The organism is Gordonia hydrophobica NBRC 16057 (assembly GCF_001592365.1).
In the GTDB taxonomy this organism is placed as follows: Bacteria; Actinomycetota; Actinomycetes; order Mycobacteriales; family Mycobacteriaceae; genus Gordonia; species Gordonia hydrophobica.
Map to the genome: position 1 here is coordinate 167,013 of NZ_BCWU01000005.1, position 20,544 is coordinate 187,556.

The 20,544-nt window shown below is 68.3% G+C and carries 15 protein-coding genes; 3 read left to right on the forward strand and 12 right to left on the reverse strand.

Going from position 1 to position 20,544, the window contains the following annotated elements:
* Positions 1-2: 2 nt before the first annotated feature.
* From GH2_RS10435 to GH2_RS10450, 4 genes are read right to left on the reverse strand one after another with little or no spacing between them, the layout of a single operon-like run.
* Entirely contained in the window at positions 3-2,429 is a 2,427-nt protein-coding gene (locus tag GH2_RS10435) for a CaiB/BaiF CoA-transferase family protein (protein ID WP_066167017.1), read from the reverse strand.
* A gap of 20 nt (positions 2,430-2,449) precedes the next feature.
* Complete coding sequence (locus tag GH2_RS10440; RefSeq protein ID WP_066167020.1) at positions 2,450-3,904, reverse strand: aldehyde dehydrogenase; 1,455 nt, start codon at positions 3,902-3,904, stop codon at positions 2,450-2,452.
* 41 nt (positions 3,905-3,945) lie between these two features.
* Entirely contained in the window at positions 3,946-5,127 is a 1,182-nt protein-coding gene (locus tag GH2_RS10445) for a thiolase C-terminal domain-containing protein (protein WP_066167023.1), read from the reverse strand.
* A 4-nt stretch (positions 5,128-5,131) separates the two neighbouring features.
* Positions 5,132-5,548 carry a Zn-ribbon domain-containing OB-fold protein gene (locus tag GH2_RS10450; RefSeq protein ID WP_066167377.1) on the reverse strand — a complete coding sequence of 139 codons (417 nt, stop codon included), beginning with the start codon at positions 5,546-5,548 and terminating at the stop codon, positions 5,132-5,134.
* 497 nt (positions 5,549-6,045) lie between these two features.
* Here GH2_RS10450 and GH2_RS10455 point away from each other — a divergent pair, with 497 nt between their 5' ends.
* Positions 6,046-7,701, forward strand: coding sequence for an FAD-dependent oxidoreductase (locus GH2_RS10455; RefSeq protein ID WP_066167026.1), 1,656 nt, complete (start codon positions 6,046-6,048; stop codon positions 7,699-7,701).
* On the opposite strand, the gene GH2_RS10460 is transcribed toward GH2_RS10455, so the two are convergent.
* The 7 genes from GH2_RS10460 to GH2_RS10490 all read right to left on the reverse strand — a co-directional run bounded on the left by GH2_RS10460 (position 7,702) and on the right by GH2_RS10490 (position 16,706).
* Positions 7,702-8,262 (reverse strand): TetR family transcriptional regulator, encoded by a 561-nt coding sequence (locus GH2_RS10460; RefSeq protein WP_244885360.1) that lies wholly within the window; start codon positions 8,260-8,262, stop codon positions 7,702-7,704.
* A 68-nt stretch (positions 8,263-8,330) separates the two neighbouring features.
* Complete coding sequence (locus GH2_RS10465) at positions 8,331-9,854, reverse strand: class I adenylate-forming enzyme family protein (RefSeq protein WP_066167032.1); 1,524 nt, start codon at positions 9,852-9,854, stop codon at positions 8,331-8,333.
* Positions 9,851-10,591 (reverse strand): GNAT family N-acetyltransferase, encoded by a 741-nt coding sequence (locus GH2_RS10470; protein WP_066167034.1) that lies wholly within the window; start codon positions 10,589-10,591, stop codon positions 9,851-9,853. Before GH2_RS10470 ends, GH2_RS10465 begins: the two co-directional genes overlap by 4 nt.
* Positions 10,588-11,772, reverse strand: coding sequence for an aromatic ring-hydroxylating oxygenase subunit alpha (locus tag GH2_RS10475; RefSeq protein ID WP_239588753.1), 1,185 nt, complete (start codon positions 11,770-11,772; stop codon positions 10,588-10,590). Before GH2_RS10475 ends, GH2_RS10470 begins: the two co-directional genes overlap by 4 nt.
* A gap of 122 nt (positions 11,773-11,894) precedes the next feature.
* Complete coding sequence (locus tag GH2_RS10480; protein ID WP_066167036.1) at positions 11,895-12,695, reverse strand: crotonase/enoyl-CoA hydratase family protein; 801 nt, start codon at positions 12,693-12,695, stop codon at positions 11,895-11,897.
* A gap of 89 nt (positions 12,696-12,784) precedes the next feature.
* Positions 12,785-14,620 (reverse strand): AMP-dependent synthetase/ligase, encoded by a 1,836-nt coding sequence (locus tag GH2_RS10485; RefSeq protein ID WP_066167038.1) that lies wholly within the window; start codon positions 14,618-14,620, stop codon positions 12,785-12,787.
* Between the two features lie 94 nt (positions 14,621-14,714).
* Positions 14,715-16,706 carry a flavin-containing monooxygenase gene (locus GH2_RS10490; protein ID WP_239588752.1) on the reverse strand — a complete coding sequence of 664 codons (1,992 nt, stop codon included), beginning with the start codon at positions 16,704-16,706 and terminating at the stop codon, positions 14,715-14,717.
* Positions 16,707-16,781: 75 nt separating this feature from the next.
* Between GH2_RS10490 and GH2_RS10495 the strand changes: the two genes are divergently transcribed.
* Positions 16,782-17,966 (forward strand): acyl-CoA dehydrogenase family protein, encoded by a 1,185-nt coding sequence (locus tag GH2_RS10495; protein WP_066167044.1) that lies wholly within the window; start codon positions 16,782-16,784, stop codon positions 17,964-17,966.
* A gap of 1 nt (position 17,967) precedes the next feature.
* Positions 17,968-19,107, forward strand: coding sequence for an acyl-CoA dehydrogenase family protein (locus GH2_RS10500; RefSeq protein WP_066167047.1), 1,140 nt, complete (start codon positions 17,968-17,970; stop codon positions 19,105-19,107).
* Positions 19,108-19,187: 80 nt separating this feature from the next.
* Here the strand turns inward: GH2_RS10500 and GH2_RS10505 are convergent, their stop codons facing one another.
* On the reverse strand, positions 19,188-20,501 hold the full coding sequence (locus GH2_RS10505) for an oxygenase MpaB family protein (protein WP_066167051.1): 1,314 nt from the start codon (positions 20,499-20,501) through the stop codon (positions 19,188-19,190).
* Between the last annotated feature and the right edge of the window lie 43 nt (positions 20,502-20,544).

The following is a 20,544-nucleotide window of genomic DNA, read 5'->3' on the forward strand; positions in this document are numbered from 1 at the left end:
GGTCAGTCGTTCGGCTGCAGCACATCCGATTCGACGAGTGCCGCGATCTCCGCGTCGGTCAGGTGCAGCAACTCGGTGCCGATCTCGCGGGTGTGCTCGCCTGCCGACGGCGCCTGACGCGCAGGCGGATCGGCGATCGCTCCGAAGATCGCGGCGCGAGCGACGGCGGGGAGGGTGATCCCCAGGAGGTCATGGGTCACGGTCGTGAAGCTGCGGCGCGCGAGGAGATGCTCGTCGTCGAGCAACTCGGGCAGCCGCGCCATCGGGGCGGCGGGGATCCCGACGGCCTGCAGGTCCGCCGCGGCCTCGTGTGGCGTCCGGGTCGCGGCCCAGGCTGCGACGACGCGGTCGACCTCGGCGCGGTGCGCCAGGCGGTCCGCGGACGTCGCGAAACAGGGATCCGCCGCCTCCGTGACCGCTGCCGACGCGAGACCGGCGAACGCCGCCCACTGCTCGTCGGTGCGGATCGTGACGACGAGCCATTCGTCGTCGCCGCGGCAGGCGAACACGCCGCTGGGCGCGCACTGTGGATCGGCATTGCCCGTGGGCCCGACAGTGCCCGGTGCCAGGCTCTCCGTGGCCAGCCCGACGCCGATCTGATTCAGCGCGACATCGACCTGGGCCAGCGAGATGGCGGTGCCGCGTCCGGTCCGGCGTCGATCGATCAACGCCGCGAGGATGGCGGTCGCGCACAGATGGCCGGCGATGTGATCGGGGTACACGGTGGACCCGTCGCACAGGAGATGGTCCCGCGACGGATAGCGCCACAGTGCCGAGACGCCGGACCCGGCGCGAACCAGCGGCCCGTACCCCATCCGCGTGCGCCAGGGGCCGACGTCGCCGAACGCGCTGGACTCGGCCACGATGATGCGGGGGTTCACTCGGGCCAGCGACTCGGCGGAGAACCCCATCGCCGCAAGGGTTCCGGGTTTGAAGTTCGCGACGACGACGTCGGCGTCGGCGACCAGACGCCGGAAGAGGTCGGCGCCCTCCGGCGAACGCAGGTCGATGCCGAGGCTGCGTTTGTTGCGGTGCCCCCAGGCCACCGATGCGGGGATCTTGGCGCCGCGTTTGGACTGCCGCAGCCCGTCCGGGTAGCGAGTGTTCTCGATCTTGATGACGTCGGCGCCGTAATCGGCCAGTTGACGGCTCAACTCGGCACCGAAGACGATGACGCCGAGGTCGAGGACGCGAACACCGGACAGGGGCGCCGGCGCTGCTGTTCCGTGCGGCGTCCCGGACGATGCCTCCTGAGCAGGTGTCGCGCGCTCGGGAGACCACGACGGCGCGGACGAGCGCACCTGTGCCGGCGAGCGGAAGCCCGCCCGCCGCCCACCGATCCGGACGTACCCGGACGGGATGCGGGCGGTGGTGCCGGGCATGATCTCGGCGTCGATCAACGCGCCCGACTCGGCGAAATGATCTTCCGCCAACGCCTGTCCGAGCGTCGAGACGGCGCCGATGGGGATGCCGCGCGCTACTCCCTCGGTCACGAGTTGCTCGCTGGTGTGCTGCGCGAAGAGGGCGCCGATGCGCGCATGCAGGCGATCGGCGTCGGCGAATCGGCCGGGGATCGTGTCGTAGCGTGGATCGGCGAACTCCGCGGGGCTGCCCAGCCACTCGAACATGCTGCGCCACGGGCGCTTGGCGAGGAGACAGAGACGGACCTGTCCGTCACGGCTGTCGAAGACGGGGTAGAAGTTCGACGCGTCCGGCCGATTGCGCGGATAGTCCTCCGAGCGGCCCGCGGCGGCGGAGCCCTGCGTGCCGAAACCGGGATCGAACCCGTGGACCATCGCCTCGTATGCCGAGACGTCGACGGTGTCGCCGAGGCCGGTGTCCAGCCGTCGGTGGTAGGCGAGCAGCGCGGCCCACGCCGCGTGCGCTGCGACGGTTCCCTCAGCGAGCCCGGCGGGCGGGAGCAAGGGGACCTCGCCCGGTGCGCCGGACCGTGACAGGACGCCGGACATCGCGTACAGCACGGGTTCGTCGGCGACTCGATCGCGGTACGGTCCGGTCAGACCGAACGGGGTGACCGCGACCCAGACCAGATGCGGTGCGCTGCGGCGGAGCGCCTCGAGGTCGAGCTCCCACGACGTCAGCGCAGCGCGTGGCTCCGAGGTGATCACGATGTCGGCGCAGGTGATCACCTCGCGTAGACGGGCCCGATCGGCCTCGGCGTCCGCTCGCAGGCGCAGCACCGACTTGTTCGCACGTCGCAGGGCGTCCGCGATGGCAGGCGCGGGACCCTCGGTCGAGTGGTCTGAGGACACGCGGAGGACGTCGGCGCCGAGATCGGCGAGGAACCGGCCGGTCGATTCACCCATTCCCTCGGTGAGGTCGACGACCCTCACCGCGGTGAGGGGAAGCGCGGTGTCGAGGGGACGCGCGGCGTCGGCGGGGATCGCGGACTGCGGGGCGGTGGCCATATCGATCACGCTTCTTTCACTCACAGATAGATGGACTTGGTCCGCCGGTAGGGAACGAGGCCTTCGGGACCCAACTCGCGTCCGAGCCCGGACGCTTTGACGCCGCCGAACGGAGCGCCCAGATCGAGGGCGTAGTGGTTGACGCCGACGGTGCCGCTCTCGATCGCATCCGCGATCGCGACACCGCGCTCCTCATCGGCGGTCCACACCGAACCGCCCAGCCCGTACGGGGAGTCGTTGGCGATGGCGACGGCCTCCGCGTCGTCGGTGTAGGGCGTGATGGTCAGGACCGGGCCGAAGATCTCCTCCTGCGCCAGCCGGGCGGCGTTGTCGACGTCGGCGAAGACCGTCGGTGCGACATACCACCCGGTGTCGACGCCGTCGGGAACTCCGCCGCCGGTCGTGAGCCGGTGTCCGGCGGCGACACCGATGTCGATGTAGTCGAGGACGCGACGCTGCTGTGCGCGCGTCACCAGCGGCCCGATCTGCGTCGCCTGGTCCAGCGGATCGCCGATCCGCAGTGCAGCGACCGTCTCGGTGACGGCGTCGACCACCTCGTCGTACCGAGACCGTGGCGCCAGAATCCGGGTGCACGCGTGGCAGGTCTGCCCGTTGTTCACCAGCGAGACGTCGGCGAGCCGCGCCGTGACGTGGTCCAGATCGGCGTCGTCGAGGATCACGGAGGCGGATTTGCCGCCGAGCTCCAAGGTGACCGGGCGGAGCAGGCGACCGCAGACCTCGCCGATCGCACGACCGGCGGGCGTGGAGCCGGTGAAGGCGACCTTGTCGACGCCGGGGTGCTCGACGAGATGCGCGCCGGTCTCACGGCCTCCCGGCACGATGTTGAGGACGCCGGCGGGCAGACCGGCGGCGAGGGCGGCGTCCGCGAAGACGTAGGCGTCGAGTGCGGTTTCCGGCGACGGCTTCAGGACCACCGTGCATCCGGCGGCGAGCGCTGGTGCGATCTTCATGGCTGCGAGTGATTGCGGGTAGTTCCACGGGGTGATCGCCGCGACGACGCCGACCGGTTCGTGGCGTACCACCGTCCGCGTGCCGAGCGCGCTGGCGCGCACATCGTCGCCGGCGCCGTTGCGAATCACATCGGCGTAGTAGCGGACCATCATGGCGGGCGCATAGCCGTTGACACCGACCGACAGTGCGATCGGCATGCCGTTCTCGCGGCTCGACAGTGCGGCGGTCGCTCGAGCGCGGGCCTTGAGTTCGCCTGCGAACCGGTCCAGCAGATCCGTTCGTGCGGCGATGGGGAGCCCAGCCCATCCGGGCAGTGCTCGCCGTGCGGCGCCGACCGCGTCGTCGACATCGGCGGCGGTCGCGTCCGCGGCGGCTCCGAGGACCTGCTCGGTGGCGGCCTCGACGACGTCCGTCTGTGCGCCGCCGCGGGGAGCGCGCCAGTGCCCGTCGATGAACAGGTCGGGTCGGTCCAGCGCGAGGGGTGCGCTGTCGGCTGATGACATGGCTGGTCTCCTTCGTGGGAGGCGGGAAAGCACGGGGTGGGTTAGAGAGCGTCCTGGTGACCGAACAGAGTGGACGAGACCAGGGGCGCCATCGGTCCGCCGATGAACAGTGAGGTCCGGGCGCCGTCGACCTGGTTCGGCGAGGTGCCGCGGATCTGTCGGACGGCCTCCACCGCCAGGCCCATCCCGTTGACGAAACTGTCGGCGATGTTTCCGCCGCTGGTGTTCACCGGCAGGGCGCCGACTCCGGCGGTCATGTTGTCGACGGTGAGGACGTCGCCGGCTTCCGGGCCGGTGGGTGCCAGTCCGTGGTCGATCAACGCGGCGACGGCGGGTCCGGAGAAGTTCTCGTACACCTGGGTGACGTCCACGTCGGCGGGGCCGCATCCGCTGGCGGCCCACAGGCGGTCCGCCACTCCCGGTCTGCCGTTGCGTCCGGCGAAGCCTGCGGAGGTGTACATGTCGTCGTTGTCGATCAGGGAGGAGTAGCCGCCGGGCGCGCCCTGGGCGCCGCCGAGCAGGTAGGCGGCGTCGGGACGCAGTGCGCGTGCTCGTTCGGCGGACACCACGATCAGTGCGACGGCCCCGTCGTTCTCCCGGGAACAGTCGTACAGGTGAAAGGGTTCGGTGATCAGCCGAGAACTGTCGTAGGCGGCCTCATCGAGGGGTCTGCCGTATCCGGCGGCGGTCGGATTGTTCTGTGCGTGGCGGTAGGCGGCGAGAACGAGCGAGCGCAGGGCCTCGCGCGGGACACCGTCGTGCTCGAGCAGCCGCTGCGTCCTGAGCGCACAGACCTGGGCCGGCGATCCCACCCCGTGTGCGAGGTAATGCGGACCGTAGAAATAGCTCGCGTATCCGAGCCTGCCGGTGTCGGCCTGCGCCATCGATCGGAAGACGGCGACGGTCTCGGCCTGTCCTGCCGCGATCGCGACCGCGGCGTTGTTGATCGCGGCGGCGACGCCTCCGCCTCCGCCGCCCCACATCATGGTGGACCACAGGACGTCGTGGACGCCCAGGGCGGCGCCGACGGTGGCGCCGTCGAACCCGCCGCCGGCGTAGGAGACGAAGCCGTCGACCTCGTGGGGATCGATGCCTGCGTCTCGGCAGGCGGCGACGATGGCCTCGAGGGTCATCGGGAGTTCGCCGTACGGGGCCTCGCCTCGCGGGTAATGGTGGTCGGCCACGCCGACCACGGCGGCTGCGCCGCGCAGTGGTGAAGTCATTCGTCTATTTCCTGTTCTCGGACCGGTACCAGCGCAGCAGCGGCCAGTCCGCGCCCTCGTCGAGTTCGAAGCGGCCGTGCACGGTGTCGCCGATCCGGACCGTGTCGGCGTCCGGCATCAGTCCGAGCACCCGTCGACCGCCCGCGTGGGGGAGCTCCACCAGGACGGTCACGTAGGGTGTCCGGTCGGCGTACTCCTGGATGAAGGCACGGTGACTGCGCGACCAGGCGTAGACGACTCCCGTCGGTTCCACCGACTGCCATGCGGGGCAGAGGGTGTGGCACGCCGGGCAGATCCATTGCGGGCCCCAGATCCACCGCTGACAGTGCGCACATCGCTGCAGGCGCAGCTCACCGAGTTTCGATCCGTCCCAATACGGCTGGTCCAGGCCGTCGGCGGCCGGTCCCCACGGAAACTCCATGTGCGATGGCGCGTCACCGGCGGTCTCACCCGGCTCGGGATCGAAGTTCTCCAACCGCGCGGCGAGCCACCGGCCGTCGTGTTGCTCCCAGAACGATCGCAGGCCGATGGACCGGTCCGGGAGTCGATAGACGCTGTCGCCGACGCGCAGGTCTCCGTCGGCGCGGACGTCGATGATCTCGGCGTGCTGGACGGCCGAGCGCGGGACGTCGATTCCGTGGAACACGGCGGGCAGATTCTCGCGGACCATCTCGGCCATCGCGGCCTTCATGTCGCCGGTTCTGACGTGGTCGACATGCTTGGCGTAGATCCGACGAAATTCGTCGAGATCGGTTTCCGACATCCGCTGCTCCTCCTGGTCGGGTGCATTCCTGCTTGCATTAAAGCTAATGACAGTAGATAAAAAGCGCAAGGTCTCACGAGACTGGCGAACTCTTGTAAAGCTACTGGCATTAGATTTATGATCGCTGGCAGTCTACTGAGAATCGGAGCCCGCCCGTGACCTACGTCGTGACCCAGAACTGCTGTAACGAAGCGAGCTGTATCGCGGTCTGTCCGGTCGACTGCATTCATCCGGGACCGGGCGAGCCCGGGTACCGGACCACCGAGATGCTGTACATCGATCCCGTCGCCTGCATCGACTGCGGCGCGTGTGCCGATGCCTGTCCGGTCGAGGCGATCAGCCCGGACGAGAGTCTCGAAGGCCTCGACCTGCGGTATCTGGAGATCAACGCCGGCTACTACGCGGGGGCGGCCGGCACCGGGACGCAGTGCGAGTCGGCTGCCGACCGGGATCCGACGGAGCGGTCAGATGGGCGGCTCCTCGGCCGGGTCGCGGTCGTCGAACAAGCCTCGCCGCTGCGGGTCGCGGTCGTCGGATCCGGACCGGCCGCCAGTTACGCCGCCGAGGAGTTGCTCGCCAACCGGGACGTCGATGTCGAGGTCACCATGCTCGAGCGATTGCCGTTCGCGGGCGGACTGGTGCGCTACGGGGTGGCACCGGATCACAGCAAGACCAAACTGGTCGAGCGCGGCTACGCCCGGACCTTGGGCAGACCCGGCATGACCGCCTACCTCGGAGTCGAGGTGGGGCGTGATCTGACGCTCGACGAACTCGCCGATCACCACCACGCGGTGATCGTCGCCACCGGTGCCGACCGCGATCGGCAGTTGGGGATTCCGGGGGAGAGCCTCGCCGGCGTGCACGGCGCCAGGGAGTTCGTGGCCTGGTACAACGGTCATCCGGATCTCGCCGAGGCGCGCTTCGACCTGTCGTCCGACCGCGCAGTGGTCATCGGCAACGGAAATGTGGCACTCGATGTGGCTCGGATACTGGTCAGCGACATCGACGATCTCCGTCGGACCGACATCGCCGACCATGCACTCGACGCGCTCGCCGCGAGTGCGATCCGCGACGTGGTGGTGATCGGTCGTCGCGGGCCCGCCGCCGCGGCGTGCACCGTTCCCGAACTCCTCGGGCTGTCCGCTCTCGACGGCGTCGACGTCCTCGTCGACGACCGGTGCGGTGACGCCGAGGAGGCGGACTCGGTGGGGCCGGAGGTCGCGTACAAAGTGCAGCTGCTTCGTGAGTACGCGGCGGCCCGACCGCAGCACGATCGACGGTTGACCCTGCGATTCCATGCCGCACCGCAGGAGATCCTCGGCGCCGAATCCGTCGACGGCGTTCGCCTCGCGGCGCCGGACGGCAGCACAGACGACCTCGCGGCCGGCCTGGTGCTTCGGTCGATCGGCTATCGCGGCACGCCCTTCGCCGACCTCCCCTTCGACGCGCAGACCGGAACCGTCGCGAACATCGGGGGCCGGGTGCACTCTCCGGAGTCGGACGCTCCGGTGCCCGGACGGTACGTCGCCGGCTGGATCAAACGCGGACCGACCGGGGTGATCGGCACCAACAAGCTCTGCGCCCAGGAGACGGTGGCGGCGCTCCTCGAGGACTACGCCGCAGGAGCGCTCGCGGAGCCCGTCGGATCGGCGAGCGAGTTCGCGGACGTGATCTCGCAGCGCAGGCCGCAAGCGTTGAGCGCCGCCGACTGGGTCGCCGTCGACCGGTACGAGCGGAGTCTCGGGCGCAAGCAGAAGCGGCCTCGCGTGAAGCTGCTCGACCCGGGGCCGGCCCTGGCGAAGCGGCAGTGATCACCCGACGGACTGCAGGAACGCCCGAAGGGACTCGACGAACAGGCGATCGTCGTCCCATTCTCCCGAGCTGAGCGTGGCGATGACCTCCGGCGTGAACTCCTCCGGTGCGGTCGGTGCGGCCATCGCGGGGCGGCCGGTCGCGGCGCACATCGCCGACCCGATGGTCATCCGGTGAACGGCTTCGAGGATGAACATCTGGTGTGCGGCGTGAACGCCGCAGCCGGCGAGAACCCGGCAGTGCTGCGCATACAGCCGTTCGAGGAGGCGCTGCGGAAAGTTCTCCACGACGAGTGGGACCGCGCGGGCATGCTCCAGGAGGGCTCCGCGGAATGAGACCGCGCCGTCGATGAGCCAACTGATCCAATCGCCGTCGACGACATCGGGGTGGTCGGGGGTGTCGAGCACGATCACCCGGGCGGCCTCGGCGAGGATCTCGCCCTTGTCCGCGAAATGGTTGTACAGCGACGGGGCCTTCACGCCCAGTCGTCTCGCCAACCGGTCCAGGCTGAATGCGGCGGGACCCTCGGCGTCGATGATCTCGACAGCCGCCCGAGCCACGGTGTCACGGTGAATCAGCGGCCTGCGTCCCACAGCAGGGAATCTACGCGGGCCGATGCGGGGCCGTGCTACCGGCTCGGGACGGTGCCGATCCGGGTGCCGCGCATCGGCAGATCGGCGAACTCGGTCCGCAGATCGCCCTTGCGGATCTTCATCCCCGCGGTGCGTGGCAGCGGGCGGTCGAGGAACTCGACATAGCGGGGCGCCTTGTACGGCGACAGCCGGTCCCGGCAGTGCTGCACCACGGCGGCTGCGGTGAGTTCGGCGCCATCGGCGACGCGGATCAGTGCGGCGGGGGTCTCGCCGAATTCGCTGTCGCTGACGCCGATCACGGCGATCTCGGCGACCTCCGGCAACTCGGCGATGGCCCGCTCCAACTCCGCAGCGTAGATGTTGATGCCGCCCGAGATGATGATGTCCTTGGTCCGGCCGATGACGCGGATCCGGCCGTCCGTGTCGCGAACGCCGATGTCGCCGGTGCGGAGTCGGCCGCCGCCGAACGTCGTCGCGGTGAGATCGGGGTCTCGCCAGTACCCCGCTGCCATTCCGGGCCCGGAGATGACGATCTCGCCCGGTTGGTCCGGGCCGCAGACGGTTCCGTCGTCGTGACAGATGTGGAACTCGTTGAGGACGCCGCCGATCCCGACGCTGTCGGGATGGACCATCGCGTCGGCGACGGTCGGGATGGTGGCGTGGGACTGGGACTCGGTGAGGCCGTAGGCCTGACGAAGTCCGATTCCTTTGGCGCCCCAGCGGCGGATGAGGTCGTCGGTGACCGGGTTGCCACCGGTGAACGCGATGGTGAGCGACGACAGATCGGCGCCGTCGAAGTCGGGGTGGTCGGCCATCTGCTCGTAGAACACGGTCGTGGCGCCGAGGTGGTTGACGCGATGATCGCGGATCAGCGCCAGCGCCACGGCGGGGTCCCAGTCGGGCAGATAGATGATGCTGCCGCCGAGCACCAGCGGTCCGAGGAAGCCGTTGAGGAGTCCTGCGCCGAACGCCATCGAACTGACGCTCAGCGCACGGGCGTGAAGGAAGGTCGGTTCGGACAGGCACCACTCGAAGAAGCTGCTCGCGAGTGATTCGTGGGTGAACACCACGCCCTTCGGCGCCCCGGTCGATCCCGAGGTGGACAGGATCGCGACCGGATCAGCGCCGTCGACGGCTGCGATGGCCAGATCCTCGGACGAGGGTTCGCCGCGACCGAGCCGATCCAGATCGGTGATGGGGACGCCCAGATCGGTGACCCCCGACGCCAACGCCGCGGATGCGACGATCACCGTCGGTTCGGTCTGTGCGACGGCATGGGCGAGATCGACGGGGCCGCTGCGTTCGTTGAGCGGGCAGATGACGGCGCCGAGTTTGAGGACGCCGAGCGCGGTGACGACCCATTCGGTCGTCGGCCGGCCGAGGACGGCGACGCGGTCACCGCGTCCCACCCCGTGTTGTCGGGCGAGTTCGAGCGCGGCGCGGGTGGCCGCCGAGTCCAGCTCTCGCCAGGTCAGTTGCGTGTCACGGCAGGCGACGGCGAGCAGGTCGCCGCGACGGTCGGCCCAGGCGGACAGGGCACGGAGGATGCTGGTGTTCATGTGGGGGTCCTTGAGCTGAAGGAGACGAGGGTGTCGGTGCGGTCGTGGCTGAACGCCAGTGATCGCAGGCGGTCGATGAGGGCGTTGTCGTCGGCGTCGACGAGGGCGGCGATCGAGTCGATCGCCGACGAGGAGCGCAGTGCGGACGCTCGATCGATCGGCGTCTGCGGCAATTCCTCGCCGAGAACTCGCCACCGTGCGCTCAGCGAGGTCGCCGTCGACCCCGGCTCGGCGTGCGGTTCCGGGGCGGTCGAGTGTCTGAGCAGATGGTGACGCCGGGTGCGGACATCGGCGCCGAACCGGGCCGCCAGTCGCAGGGCTGCGGGATGCGATCCGTAGGCGCACGCGGTCGCCTGTGATCGGAAGAGTGCAGGGGAGACGGTGAGCAGATGTTCGACCGCGGCAGTCGCCACTCCGGTCGATCGGAACTCCGGAGCGACCACCAGATCGACAACGATGAGCGCGTCGCTCCCGTCGACGGTGTCGCGCTCACAGAGAGTGATCACGCCCGCCAGCCGCGGGCGGTCCGTTGCGGTCACGGACCAGCGATGCAGCGCGGTGTGGATCTCGATCGTCGATGTCGGCGGGGGAAGCCGCCACCCGGGTGGCGGACCGAAGCCCATCGATTCGTCGATGTCACGAGCGCGCGCGATCAGCTCGTGCGCGGCGGACCGTGGCGGTGCGAGGTACCGCTCGACGCTGACGAGCTCGTCGTCGTTCACGGTGCGGTGAGTCATCGTGGCGACGAGATCAGATCGTTGACCAGCCGCCGGAACAGGTGGCTGGCGATCTCGTTGCGGCCCAGCAGCATGGACCCGGCGTCGAGGTTGTTCATGGCGCGTTGGAGCCCGTCCAGAATCGGGAAGTCCTCGTCGTGCAGGATCGCGATGAGCAGACCCCAGTTCTTCTCCCATCGTCTGCGCCAGTGCTTGGGCTCCAAACCGCTGCTGCTCACCGACGGGGCGAGGATGCGCATCTGCATGATCGATTGCGCCGGATCGGCGCCGACCGGCCGGAAGGTGAGCAGTTCGAAGTGCGTCGCATGCTTGAGCAGCATCGTGTTCGGTCCGAGATAGCAGCTCTCGATGGTGTGCGACTCCATCGCGGTGTCCCAGTCGACGTCGTGGCCGATGTACTCGTCGAGCGTCTTCCTGGCCGTCAAGAACCAGAACGATCGACCGAAGTCCTCCAGCGCGACGGCGTTGGTGTGCAGCATGCGTCCTGCGGTGTTCGGGTGAGCGTATTTGACGTGGTAGTTGTCCAGGAACCCGTCCTGCATCACCTTCCAGTTGGTCGGCCGACGATACGTGTGCGGGTCGATGCTGACGAGGTCGCCGAGGGCGTAGGAGGCCAGGATCGCGTCCATCTCGGGACCGAGCCAGGCGGCCACGTCGATCGACCGATGGGGGTCGTCGATGGCCCAGATGAAGCCGTGACGCTCCTCCACCGGGATCTCGACGAGGCCGTACCGGGTGCGATCGAACGCTCCGAACGTGTCGTCCAGTGTGACGGTCCGCAGCGCGCCGGACGGATCGTACGACCACCGGTGGTACGGGCAGGAGAACAGTCGGCATTTACCGGACTCCTCCGTGACGAGTTCAGCGCCTCGGTGGCGGCACGAATTGATCAGTGCCTTCACGCCGCCGTCGCGCTGCCGGACCAGGATCACCTTGTTGCGCGGCAGTTCCACGGTCACGAAATCGTTTCGCTCGGCGACCTCCGAGGAGTGCGCGACGATGACGGGCACGCTGCCGAAGACTCGATCGCGTTCGAGTTCGGCACGGACCGCATCGGAGAAGTCGGGGGCCGCCGACCCGCCGATCTCCGGCCATAGATCGGTGGTCGACGCGTCGAGATGGCCGAGCAGGGTGCGCAACGCGCGCGTTCGCAGTTGGTGAAGGTCGATGGTGACGGGCAACGTGAGCTCCTCTGTCGATCCGGTATGTGACTACCGTCACCACATAGACTAATAGCATTAGTTTATTGCGGTCAAGACCTTCCGGCGGTCGACTCACCCGAAGCGCAGCTCGCGTCGGCCGGCTACTCGGCCCGCCATCGAGGTGCGCGCTTCTCGGCGAAGGCGCGCGGGCCCTCCTTGGCGTCTCGACTCTTGAAGACCGCGAGGATCTCCGCGGTGTTCGCGGCCCACTGCGAGGTCTCGGACGGTACCGCCCCGTCGACGATGCCGAGGGCGAGGCGCTTGGACGCCTGGACGGCGAGCGGCGCATTCGCTGCGATCTCGTCGGCGAGGGCGACGGCGGCGTCCACGACGTCGGCGTCCGGGACCACTCGGTTGATCAGACCCACGTCGACGGCCTGCTGGGCGGAGAAGGTGCGCCCGGTCAGCAGCAGTTCCATGCCGATCTTGCGGGGCAGCGCGTCGATGATTCGGAAGGCGCCGCCTGCGGCCGCGATGATTCCGCGCTTCACCTCGGGAAGGCCGAACTGCGCGCTCTCGGCGGCGACGGCGATGTCGCTCGCCAGGACCAACTCGGTCCCGCCGCCGAGAGCGGTGCCGTTCACGGCGGCGATCAGCGGTGTGCTGATCGGATGGGTCACGATCCCTGCGAATCCCCACGCCCGTCGATCGCGGGACGAGGCGTCGATCCGCTCGCCGCGAGCCAGTGCCTTGAGATCGGCGCCGGCGCAGAACGACTGCGATCCCGCGCCGGTGAGGACGATGGCGCGGATGTCGGGGTCGGTGTCGGCGCGTTCCACCGCGTATCCGAGGGCGTCGGTGACGGCGGCGTTCACCGCGTTCCGCGACTCGGGGCGATTGATCGTGATCACTTCGACGTGGCCGCGGCGCTCGGAGACGACGACGGGGGTGGCTTCACTCATGGGCTGGCTCCTGTTCGATAGGTGTTCGTCCGTGAATTAAACCTTATAGCTATAGATTTATGGTCACGGGCGATACGCGATGAAGCCACTCACTGGCGGGGTGCGTCGTAGATCTCCGCGATCACCGCCGCGTACTTGTCGGCGACGCCGCGACGTTTGAGCTTCATCGTCGGTGTGAGTTCCGCCGAGTCCGGCAGCCATTCGTCTTCGAGAAGTCGGTACGCCTTGATCTGTTCGACGCGGGAGAGCTGAGCGTTCGCGGTCGCCACCGCGGCGTCGATTTCTGCCTTCAGCTCCGGGTCGTGCAGGATGGCCGACGGCGAGGTGTCGCGGTACCCGTGCGCGGCTGCGAAGGTACCCGCCGCATCCGGATCCAAGACCAGGAGCGCGACGTTGTAGGGTCGTCGGTCGCCGATCACGCAGGCCTGCCCGATCAGCGGATTGGCGCTCTTGAGCTTGCTCTCGATGTTCACCGGCGACATGTTCTTGCCCGCGGCGTTGATGATCAGTTCCTTCTTGCGATCGACGATGGCGACCCAGCCGTCGTCGTCGATCGTCGCAATGTCGCCGGTGTGCAGCCAGCCGTCGGCGTCGATCGCCTCGGCGGTCTTCTCCGGAGCCTTCCGGTATCCGCGCATGACGTGTGCGCCGCGCAGCAGCAGCTCGCCGTCGGCAGCGAGCTTGGCCTCGGTGCCCGGCTGCGCGAGTCCCACCTTGCCGACGCGGATGTCGGTGGGGATGTTGGTGAAGCCGAGTGCGCCGGTCTCCGACATGCCGAAGCCCTCCTGCAGCGGCAGCCCCAGCGCGAGGAAGAACTCATGGACTGCCGGCGCGATCGGCGCCGCTCCCGTCATCAGCAGCGCGACGCGGTCGAAGCCCAGCTGGGTGCGCAGTCCGGCGAAGATCGCCGCGTCGGCCCGAGCGATCTGGGCGGCCAACTCGTCGGGAACCGGCTCGCGCCGCTGGCTCACCTGCACACCGGTGGTGGCCGCATCGATGGCGGCGAGGGTCGGCGTGCGCTGTTCGTCCGGCAGGCCGTTGAACCGGGCGAGCAACGCGGCCCGCAGCTTCTCCCAGATCCGAGGTACGCCCAGGAACCAGGACGGGCGAGCCTGTGCGACGGCGCCGAACACCTGCGTGGCATCGCGCACCGTGGTGATGGGCCAGCCCGTCACCGTCGCCAGGTAGTGCGAGAAGACACGGTCGGCGGCATGCGCCGTCGGCAGGTACGAGATCGCCGCTCCGGACTCGGCGAACGGGAAACGCAGATTGCAGGTGTGCATGACGAACATCAGGTTCGCGTGCGTCAGTTCGACGCCCTTCGGGGCGCCGGTGGTGCCCGAGGTGTAGATCAACGTGGCGATGTCGTCCGGGGTCACGTCGGCCCACGTCGTCGCGAAGTCGAAGCCCTCGGGGCGTCGACTGCGCAGGTCGTCGAACGAGAGGACGCTCGCGTCGCCAACGGTCGACGGGAGGTCGCCGTCGGGATCGACGACGACGATGTGCTTCAGATGGGGAGTCTGGGTGCGGCCGATGACGTCGAGGAACCGTTGTTCGGTGATCACCACGGAGTTCTCGGCGTTGCCGAAGAGGAAGGCGATCTGATCGGGCGCCGACGTGAGATAGATCGAGAACGGCGTCGCTGCCAGGTGCAGGGCGGCGGTGTCGACGATATGGAATTCCGGGCTGTTCGCGAGCATCATGGCGACCGTGTCACCGCGGCCGACGCCGAGGTCGGCCAGCCCGCAGGCGGCCTGCTGCACCGCCTCGGCATACTCCGCCCAGGTCAGCGAGCGATCTTCGCCGAATGCGATCAGTGCCGGTTGCTCCGCGCGCGCTGCCGCGGTGGCTTGGAACGCGGCCGGGAGGGTCGCGGCTGCGATGCCGGGAGCAGCGGCGCTACGGAGGGTCTCAGCGCTGGACATGGGGTGCCTCAACTTTCTTCACAGGTGGGATCGGTCCGAGACGGTGGGCGGACACGGGGAGTGCGGGAACACGGCAGGGCGGGGCGCCCCGCCGTCAGACGGACGAGGCGGAGCGGGAGGCGACGGAGAGGTGGAAGTCCGCGAGATCGGGCTCGTGCACGCGCGCCCAGTAGTCGACGTACCGCCACGGACTGTTGGTCACGATCCGTCCTCGTTGGTTCCGGTAGTACGTGGTCGTACCGCCGTAGTCCCAGACCGTGCGCGCCATCGCCGCGTCGAGGTCGGCGTTGTAGGCGTCGTGAACGTCTTGGCGCACTTCGACGGTCGACAAATCGTCGTCGATCATCCGGGAGAGCAGTGCCGTCACATGCTGAATCTGCATTTCGGTGCCCGCGATCACCGTGCCGCCGTGGCCGGTGTTGGTGTTCGGGCCGTAGAGGCAGAAGAAGTTCGGGAACCCCGGGACGGAGATGCCCAGGTACGCACGTCCGTCGCCCTCGCCCCACGTCTCGTGCAGGTCGCGTCCACCGCGGCCCTTGACCTCGATCGAGGCGAGGACGTCGACGGCGCGGAAGCCGGTGGCCAGCACCAGGACGTCGGCGTCGTGGTGTACACCGTCGACCGTGCGCACACCGGTCGGCGTCACGGCGTCGATGCGATCGGTGACCAGGTCGACGTTGTCGCGGGTCAGCGTGCGGAACCAGCCGGCGTCGATCAGCAGACGCTTGCCGTACGGCGGATAGTCGGGGACGCTCTTGGCGAGCAGGTCCGGGTGGCCCGCGAGTTCGTGCTCGATGTACTTGGTCAGGTGGGCGCGGAGGCGGTCGTTGCCCTTGTTGACGGCGCGGCCCACGTGCGGGTAGTCGGGGTCCACTTGCAGCAGACCCCACACCTTGTCGCCCATGCGCCAGAACAGTCGTGCGCGATACCACGCGAGATAGAAGGGCACGTGGGCGTTGAGGAAGTGGTTCGCCTCGCTGACCGACCGGCCCTTGAGCGGGTGCGGCATGGCCCATTGCGGCGACCGCTGAAAGACGGTGACCTGCTCGGCGATCTCGGCGGAGGCGGGGACGAACTGCATGGCGCTGGCACCGGTGCCGATGACGGCGACCCGTTTCCCCGCGAGTTCGGTCGACGGATCCCAGCAGGCGGTGTGCATGGTGGGACCGGCGAAGTCCTCGAGGCCTGCGATGGCGGGAACGCTCGGCTGGTTCAGCAGGCCCACAGCGCTGATCACGACGTCGGCGGTCAGGGTCTCGGTGACCTCGGCGCCGTCGGCCGGACCCACGTCCACGTGCCAGACGGAGGCGTCCTCGTCGAACGTCGCGACGTGGACCCTGGTGCCGAACCGTGCGTTCTCGACGACCCGATGACGGGCGGCGAGGTGGTTCCAGTAGGCGTCCAGCTCTCCCTGTGACGCGAAGTAGTCGGACCAGTCCGGCTTCGGGTCGAACGAGAGCGCGTACAGGTAGCTCGGCGTGTCGACGCCGCAGCCGGGGTAGTGGTTCTCATGCCAGGTGCCGCCGACGGCGGGGTTCTTGTCGATGATCGTGTAGTCGATGCCCGCCTGGCTCAACCGGACCGCCATGGCGAGGCCGGAGATGCCCGCGCCGATGATGATCACCCGGAATCCCGCCGACTCCGTGGTCGGCTCGCTGTGCCTCGGTCGGATCCCCATCTCTTCGGCGAGCAGGGGGCCGTACTCGGCATCGATGGGTTCGGCGAGCATCACCGACAGGATCTGCGCGATGCGGTCCGGTGACGGTGGCGCGTCGGGGACGACGAGGTCGCCTTCACGCCAGGCCAGCAGGATCCGCCGCGCCTCGGCGCGGATCTGCTCGGCGGTGTCGTCAGCGAACCCGCCCGAGTCGTGATCGCCGAGATCGGTTGGGGGCGTGGGGAGATACGGTGCCGACACCCAGCGGTCGTCCTGGGTCAGGAGGGCCAGGCTGCCGAGCAGAATCGGAAGATTCGCCTCGGCGAGAGCGGCGTCGAGCTCGTCGTCGGTGAAGTCGCGCGTCGGTGCGAACGCGCCTGCCGGCTGCGCGCCCCAGTCGGAATTCGAAGTGGGTCTGGACTGCGTCATACTCGTGACCATACAATCTGTTTAGACGTGGTGTCAATCACATCGATCAGAACATGTACACACTATCTAGACAGAATGTATGGTCCTCCTATGAATGCAACGACGAAGCAGCGGACCGCTCGCCGGGTCTACGAACCAGAGCACGAAGAGTTCCGAGCCAGTTTCCGTCGATTCCTGGAATCGACGGTGATCCCGAACTATCCGCAGTGGGAGGCCGACGGCGTGGTGCCGCGGTCGGTCTTCACTGAGGCCGGGGCGCACGGGTTCCTCGGCACCGCCATCGACGAGGAGTTCGGGGGAGGCGGCGTCGACGACTTCCGGTTCAACGCCGTCATCGCCGAGGAGGTGGCCGTCGCGGGCGTGATGTCGTTCGGCATCAACCTGCACAACGACATCTGCATCCCCTACTTCCTGCGCTACGCCGACGCCGAGCAACGACGCCGCTGGCTGCCCGGTCTGGCGTCCGGGGAACTCATCGCCGCGATCGCGATGACCGAGCCCGGGACCGGATCCGACCTGGCGGGCATCACGACCACGGCCACGCGCGACGGTGATCACTTCGTCCTCAACGGCGCCAAGACGTTCATCTCCAACGGCATCAACGCCGACGTGGTGATCGTCGCTGCGCGGACCGACGCCGCAGGCGACCGGCACAGCGGACTCTCGCTCCTCGTCGTCGAACGCGACACCCCGGGTTTCTCGCGCGGCCGAAACCTCGACAAGATCGGCATGCACGCGCAGGACACGGCTGAGCTGTTCTTCGACGACGCCCGCGTGCCGGCGGCCAACCTGCTCGGCGAACTCGGTGGCGGTTTCAAGGCGCTGGTGTCGAATCTGCAGCAGGAGCGATTGACGATCGCCGTGGCCAGCGCCGCCGCCGCAGCACGGGCGGTGGAGCTGGCCTCGGAGTACGTGACCGAGCGGAAGGCGTTCGGCAAGCCGCTGTCGGCGAACCAGAACACGCGGTTCACGCTCGCCGATTGTCACGTCCAGTCGGAGGTCGTCCGCACCTTCGTCGACGACTGCCTGCGGGAGCACTCGCGCGGTGAGCTCAGCGCCGACCGGGCCGCGATGGCGAAACTCGCCGCGACCGAGACTCAGGGCGTGGTCGTCGACAAGTGCCTGCAGATGTTCGGCGGGTACGGATACATGGCGGAGTTCCCGATCTCGCGCGCCTACGTCGACGCCCGCGTGCAGCGGATCTACGGCGGCACCAGCGAGATCATGAAGGAGATCATCGGAAAGTCGATGGGGATCTGAGATGCTGCGAACACTCTTCGAATCCGAGCATGACGCCTTCCGCGAATCCGTGCGCGCCTTCCTCCTCAAAGAGGCGGTTCCGCACACCGCGGACTGGGAGGCGGCAGGGCTCGTGGACCGCTCGTTCTGGTCGGCAGCGGCCGCCCAGGGCTTGGTCGGATTCGCCGCGCCCGAACAGTTCGGCGGATCCGGTCTGCGCGACTTCCGCTTCAACGCCGTCATCAACGAGGAAGTGGTGCGGACGGGTGCGGTCGGCGACGGCTTCTCGTTGACCAACGACATCGTGTTGCCCTATTACCTCGACATCGCGACGCCGCAGCAGCAGGAGCGGTGGCTGCCCGGCATCACCGCGGGCGACACCGTCATCGCGATCGCGATGTCCGAACCGGGTACCGGCTCGGATCTGCGGGCCATCGCCACCACGGCGACCCGGGAGCCCGGCGGCTGGCGGCTGAACGGCTCGAAGACCTTCATCACCAGTGGCATCCAGGCAGACCTGGTCATCGTGGCGGCGCGTATCGCGGAGTCGGACGGCGGCGGTTACGGATTGTTCGTGGTCGCCGCCGGTCAGGAAGGCTTCCAGAAGGGACGCAAGCTGGACAAGATCGGCCGGCGTGCACAGGACACCGCTGAACTGTTCTTCGCCGACGTCTTCGTCCCCGACGCCGATGTGCTGGGCGAACCCGGCTCCGGTCTGCACTACATGATGCGCAACCTCGCCCAGGAGAGGCTGTCGATGGCCGTCGTCGCGGTCGCCAGCGCCGAACACGCGGTCGCCACGGCGGTCGAGTACGCCGGTGAACGGCACGCCTTCGGCAAGCCGATCGGAAGCTTCCAGGCCAATCGATTCCGTCTTGCCGAGCTGTCGACCAAGACGCAGATCGCGCGCGTCTACGTGGACCGCTGCATCGAGGCGACCAATGCCGGCGAGCTGACGGCGGCGGAGGCCGCAGGCGCCAAGTTCTGGACCACGGAATTGGAGTTCGAAGCGCTCGACACCTGTCTGCAGATCCACGGTGGGTACGGCTACATGGAGGAGTTCGAGGTGGCTCGGCGGTGGCGTGATGCCCGAGTCCAGCGAATCTACGGTGGCACCAACGAGATCATGCGGGAGATCGTCGGGCGGTCGCTCGGCCTCTGAGATCGCTGGCGGGGAGAGAACAGATCGCCCCGAATCACGACGGTGATTCGGGGCGATCGGTCTACCTGGGAGCGATGACCTCACACCTTCGCGACCACAGGCATGCCGCCCTTGTTCGCGGCCACGTCTGCGCTGATCTCGTCGTAGCTAGCGACCTCGTTGCGCTTGTCGCCGTTCGGCACCGCGATCGCACTGTTGAAGTTGTGGAGCAAGGTGAACGCTGCCTTCTCGTCGTCGTGGGGAAGAGCGCGCTGGACACGGTCGGCCACCCGGATCAGCGGGCGGGCCGCGGGGAGGATGTGCCGCCACGCCGTCTTCTCAGCGCCCAGCGCGTCCATCACGTCGGCGGGCAGCCACTCGCGGAGCAGTCCGTAGGCGAGCTTGAGTCGGCGTTCGTTCGTCATCACCTTCGCGATCGGGCCGGGGAGCACCTCCACGTCGCCCGGAGGGTTCTCGATGCTGAAACGGATGACCGACTCGACGACGTCGCGGCACAGATCGTCCGGCGGGAGCTCGAGCATGGTGTGCAGTTCGGTCTTTCGGCGGGCGTCGTCGTAGTCGGTGTGAAGGATGGCGGGCGCGACTCCGATCACGTGGCCGACGTAGCGGGACAGCGCGAAGATGTCGTCGAGCTCACGGTCGGAGAAGCGGATGCCCGAGGCCTGCACGGCATCGGTGAACTTGACGCCGAACTGGCCCGCCTGCGTGACCATCGAGTCCATGTCGTTGATCGGGATGCCCCAGTCGGCCCAGTCCCACGCCTCCGAGTTGTTGAGGCTGTGGCGGACCGCCGCGTGGATCATGCGCACCTTGGCGGTGAGTCGGAAGCCCTCCTCGAAACGGCCCATGCCGCCGGGCGTGTAGGCCGCGACCACGTAGCGGAAGCTCTCGATGAGCCGGGTCCCGACTTTGTCGGCCTTGCGTAGACGGCCGCTGAACAGCACCGGGCGGGTTGCGCTGTACATCGAGAATCCGCCGGCGATGGTGGCCCACGCCAGAATCGGTTGAACGATCATGCCGGCTCGCCAGAAGGCGACGGCCCCGCGGTAGATCTGGTCGAAGTCGACCCAGTCGGGCACCGACTCCATCTGCTCGAAGAGCGCGGCGACGGCAGGCGTCACGTCGTCGAGAGCATCGAGACCGTGTTCGACGGCGGTGTCGAAGGTCCGCCAGTTCATCGAGTTGCTCTTGTCCTTGAAATCCAGGAAAGCGCGGTAGGCGTAGTCGTCGGCGAGCAGCGCGTGGTCGGTGACCTGTTCGACCAACGGTCGACCGAACATGGCGATCGCCTTGTCGACGGTGTCTTTGTTGATTCGACCGAGATCGAGCCCCCGGGGCAGCCCCTCGGGGACGTCGAGGTCGCCTCGAAAGGTGAGTGGTTCGAGGGTGGTCATGATGTTCCTCCTGTGCCTGTCGGTATCGATTGGCCGCCTGTGG

Bases quoted from the DNA above. Each gene is read 5' to 3' on its own strand.
- GH2_RS10505 (WP_066167051.1), bottom strand. From the start codon at position 20,501: ATGACCACCCTCGAACCACTCACCTTTCGAGGCGACCTCGACGTCCCC.
- GH2_RS10500 (WP_066167047.1), top strand. From the start codon at position 17,968: ATGCTGCGAACACTCTTCGAATCCGAGCATGACGCCTTCCGCGAATCC.
- GH2_RS10445 (WP_066167023.1), bottom strand. From the start codon at position 5,127: ATGACTTCACCACTGCGCGGCGCAGCCGCCGTGGTCGGCGTGGCCGAC.
- GH2_RS10480 (WP_066167036.1), bottom strand. From the start codon at position 12,695: ATGAGTGAAGCCACCCCCGTCGTCGTCTCCGAGCGCCGCGGCCACGTC.
- GH2_RS10490 (WP_239588752.1), bottom strand. From the start codon at position 16,706: ATGACGCAGTCCAGACCCACTTCGAATTCCGACTGGGGCGCGCAGCCG.
- GH2_RS10450 (WP_066167377.1), bottom strand. From the start codon at position 5,548: ATGGAGTTTCCGTGGGGACCGGCCGCCGACGGCCTGGACCAGCCGTAT.
- GH2_RS10435 (WP_066167017.1), bottom strand. From the start codon at position 2,429: ATGGCCACCGCCCCGCAGTCCGCGATCCCCGCCGACGCCGCGCGTCCC.
- GH2_RS10465 (WP_066167032.1), bottom strand. From the start codon at position 9,854: ATGAACACCAGCATCCTCCGTGCCCTGTCCGCCTGGGCCGACCGTCGC.
- GH2_RS10495 (WP_066167044.1), top strand. From the start codon at position 16,782: ATGTATGGTCCTCCTATGAATGCAACGACGAAGCAGCGGACCGCTCGC.
- GH2_RS10485 (WP_066167038.1), bottom strand. From the start codon at position 14,620: ATGTCCAGCGCTGAGACCCTCCGTAGCGCCGCTGCTCCCGGCATCGCA.
- GH2_RS10440 (WP_066167020.1), bottom strand. From the start codon at position 3,904: ATGTCATCAGCCGACAGCGCACCCCTCGCGCTGGACCGACCCGACCTG.
- GH2_RS10470 (WP_066167034.1), bottom strand. From the start codon at position 10,591: ATGACTCACCGCACCGTGAACGACGACGAGCTCGTCAGCGTCGAGCGG.